The organism is Actinomycetospora sp. (genome assembly GCF_036497585.1).
Classification (GTDB): domain Bacteria; phylum Actinomycetota; class Actinomycetes; order Mycobacteriales; family Pseudonocardiaceae; genus Actinomycetospora.
The window spans coordinates 1-3,899 of the sequence record NZ_DASXJD010000225.1 but is presented as its reverse complement, the minus strand read 5'-3'; the positions used below and the strand labels follow the sequence as shown (position 1 = coordinate 3,899).

The 3,899-nt window shown below is 78.6% G+C and carries 1 protein-coding gene and 2 pseudogenes; 1 reads left to right on the top strand and 2 read right to left on the bottom strand.

The window, feature by feature from the left end:
• Positions 1 to 222 (bottom strand): annotated as a pseudogene (locus VGH76_RS23830) (hypothetical protein); the annotation flags it as partial.
• A 491-nt stretch (positions 223 to 713) separates the two neighbouring features.
• Positions 714 to 2,333: pseudogene (eccCa, locus tag VGH76_RS23825) on the bottom strand (type VII secretion protein EccCa); the annotation flags it as partial.
• Between the two features lie 168 nt (positions 2,334 to 2,501).
• Between eccCa and eccD the strand changes: the two are divergent.
• Positions 2,502 to 3,899, top strand: a 1,398-nt coding sequence (gene eccD / locus VGH76_RS23820) for a type VII secretion integral membrane protein EccD (protein ID WP_331559234.1), incomplete at its 3' end; no start/stop codon positions are given.

Here is a 3,899-nt window from a genome sequence, read left to right as displayed (position 1 = left end):
GTCGAGCTTGCCGATCGCCTCGCTGGTGGGGTGGCGGGTCGCGATCCGGCCGTGCTCGGTGATCGAGATGCTGCCCGCGTCCACCCCGGGGATGGTGACCACGGCCGCGGCCACGATCTGCCGCAGGGTCTCCTCCAGGTCGCGGATGCTGCGCCGCCCGGCCAGGTCGCGGGCGGCGTTGCGCAGGGCGACGAGGACCTGGTCGTCATGGTCGGTGTGCATGCTCGTGCTCCCCGCTGTTCGCGGCGCGGTGGGCACGGGGAGCAGCACGTCGAGCGCACTGGTCGGGCAGGGCCGAAGCGACATGCGCTGCGATCTGCCCTCCCCACCGGTAAGCCGAGGTCGGGGATGCACATGAACAACGGGACTGACCGAGACGTCGTGTCGTGCACGGCGCCCCGTGTCCGGGTCACGGCCGTGGAGCGACCGCACACGCACTGTACCGCTCCACGGCGCCCCGTGTGAGCGGCAGCGCGACAGCTCACCTGGGGGCGTCGCGCCGCACCTGGGTCTGGCGGAGGGAGCCCTCTCGAATCCCACGACTGAGCTGCGGCCTCGGCCACCCACGAGAGACACCCGACAGCACGTAGACAGGGCCTGTGTTCGACCCTCGTGGAGATTACCGGTGACCTCGTGGCAGGGTCCGGGCGTCGGCATCCTCGTCCGCCCGTCCAGGACCATCTCGTCGACATGCGGCGTTAACCCACGTTCGGGCCGGCGAAGGTCGCGCCGCCCTTGAAGTCGACGAGCACCAGGTTGAGGGCCGCCGACGAGTGCGTGGTGATCAGCCCGAGGACGAGCGTGCGCAGCAGCTCCGACTTGCCCGAGCCGGTCGCGCCGACGCAGAGCCCGTGCGGGCCCATGCCCTCCTGGGCGGCCTCCTTGAGGTCGAGCTCGACCGGCTCGCCGTCCTCGCCGATCCCGAACGGCACCCGGAGGCGCTCGCGGGCCGCGCGGGGCCGCCAGGCGCCCGCGACGTCGAAGGTGTCCGGCTCGCCGTCGACCCCCAGCAGCTCGAGCAGCCCCGGCGTCGACGCGCCCGCCTCGTCCCGGGCCGCGCCCGGGGTCCGGCAGGGCGCCAGGCGCCGGGCCAGCGCCTCGGCCTCGGCCTCGGCGAGCCCGTCCGGGCGCCCGAACCACTCGACCCCGCCGGGCGCCGCGGCACTGCCCGCCCCGATCCGCTCGCCGCCCTCCGGGTCGTCGCCGAGCACGAGCCGCAGGCCGCGGCGGGACACGAGGGCCTCGAGCGCGCCGTCACCGCCACCGGCCGCCCCGCCACCGACGTCGAGGAGCGTGACGCCGACGAGCCCGTCCTCGACCAGGGCCCGGTCGCCCTCGTCGCCGGCGTCCGGCCCGGCGCCGCCGGGGTCGTCGAGCACGACGACGACGTGCGCGGCGCCGGCGGGCGGCGCCGCGCCCCGGGTGAACCGCGGCCGATCGGCGAGCTCCGGCGCGAGCCACGCCTGCACGCCCGCCAGCGACGAGCCGATCATCCGCATCGGGCCCGCGCCGTCGGCCAGGCGCGGGTGCGCGACGTGGGGCAGCCACTTGCACCACTCCCAGGCCCGCCGACCCTCGCCGCGCGCCGCGACCGCGAGCAGCAGGTCGTCCGGGCCGTGGAACGTGACGAGCTGGGCGACCAGCGCCCGGACCACCGCGCGCCGCCGCTCCGCGTCCGCCGTGCCCGTGACGGCGACGGCCGCGAAGGCCCGCAGCGACACCGCCGTCGGGAGCGCCTCGACGATGGAGTGGGTGCGCACGAAGCGCCGCAGCGCGACGGTGGTGACCGGCTCGAGGTCCTCGACGGGCCCGGTCTGGGGCGGGACGAGGGCGGTCGCGAGCCGCTGCGCGCCGCGCCCGACCCGGACGTGCGCGAAGTCCGCGTCGCCCGGCCGGCGCTCCCACGTCCGCGGCCCGCGCGCCAGCGTCACCAGGGCGTCCGGGTCGGGGTGGGTCCACTGCAGGCTGGCTCGCTGCTCCCCGGCGACGGCGCGGGCCCGGCGCCGGATCTGGGCGAGGTAGCGCAGGTAGTCGGCGCGCTCGGCGTCGGACTCGGCGCGGCGCTGGGCGCCGCCGCGCGAGGAACCGCCCGCGACCATGCCGAGTGTCGACAGCGCGATCATGCCGCCGAACAGCCACGACGTCGGGTTGTCGAGCCCGATGACCACGACGAAGCCCACCGACGCGAGCAGCATCACCACCGGCAGCAGCCGCTGCAGCAGCCCGACCGGGGCGATCCGCGGCTCGGCGGGCGGCGCCTCGAGCGGGATCTCCCCGGCGGGCATCACCGGGGCGGGCGTCCGTGGCCCGCGTCGGACGACCTGCGTGCCCACGCCCCTCCTCCCCGCGACGATCGGATCTCTGCGCGTTCGCCCGCGGCGGGGCGGCTCCGGAGGCCATACTAAGGAGCCGATCAGGCGATCGGGCACGATCGGCGCAGGTCGTCCGGTCTGCGGCGGCGGTCGGGAGCCACGGGAGAGGATCTCCGGGAGGGGGAGTCCATGAGCACCGGCACCGGCCGGGGGCACGCCCCGGCCGCGCTCGGGCGCCCGCCGTCGGGCCCCGCCGCGCCAGCCACACCGCCCGGCTCCGCCCTCGCGCCCACGCCCCCCTCCCCGGCCCCCGAGTCCTCGGTCCCGGTCACCCGGATCTCGGTGCTGGCGCCCACCACGCGGATCGACGTCGCGCTGCCGGGCGACGTCCCGGTGGCCGAGTTGCTCGGGGTGCTCGTCGAGATGACCGAGCGGGCCGGAGCGGGCGAGGACCCGGCGGGGCACGGCGGGGCCGTCCGCAGCGCCGACCGCCCCGGCGGCGCCGCGTGGACGTTGGCCCCGCTGGGCGCCGCCCCGGTCGATCCGCGCCGCACCCTCGACGACCTGAGCGTCCTCGACGGCGACCAGCTCGTCCTGCGCCGCCGCGCCGATGCCGCACCCGCGCCGCTCTACGACGACGTGGTCGATGCCGTCGCCGAGTCGGCGCCAGCGAGCTACCGGCCGTGGGACGAGGGCTGGGCCCACGCGTTGGGCCTGGCCGGCGCCGGGGTGGCGGGCGCGGTCGCCCTGGGGGCGCTGGTGGCCGCCGGACGCGGGCCCGGGACGGCGGGCGGCCTGGTCACCGCGGGGGCGGCGGCGCTGCTCGCGGTCCTCGCCGCGGTGCTCGGTGCGTCCTCGCCGCGGCTGTTCTCCCGGCCCGGCGCCGCCGCGGTGCTCGGGCTCGTGGCCACGGGGGCCGCCGCTGTCTGCGGCCTGGCCGCCGTGCCCTCGGAGAGCACGCCGGAGGCCGGCCCGCTCACCCAGGGCCTGGGCGCCCCGCACCTGCTCCTCGCCGCGGCCCTGGCCCTGGTCGCGGCCGGATCGACGCTGCTCGGGACCGCCCGGACCGACCGGCCCGCGCTCGCGGTCCTCGTCGGGCTCGCCACGGCCGCGGGGATCGCGACGGTGGTCGGGGCGGTCGCGACGGTCGTGGGGGCGCTGGCCGCGGCCCGCGGCGCGACGGTGGACGCCCCGGCGGTCGCGGCCGGCGCGGGCGCCGTCGGTCTCGTCGTGCTCTCCGCGCTGCCCCGGCTCGGGATCGCGCTGGCCCGGCTCCCGCTGCCCCAGGTGCCCGCGTCGGCCGCCGAGCTCGCCGAGGACGCCGGGCCGGGCGATCCCGCGTCGCTCGACCGCCGCGCCGACCGCGCGCACGCGCTGCTCGCCGGGCTCGCGGGCGGCGGGGGCGCCGTGCTCGCCGCGGCCGCGGCCGTCCTCGCGGCCGACCCGGGTGAGGGCTGGCAGGGCACCGCGGGCTGGGTGCTCGCCGTGCTGCTGGTGGCACTGCCCGCGCTGCGCTCACGGAGCTACGCCAACGCGCTGCCGGCGAGCGTGCTGCTGGTCGGGGCCCTCGTCGGCGGGGCCGCCGTC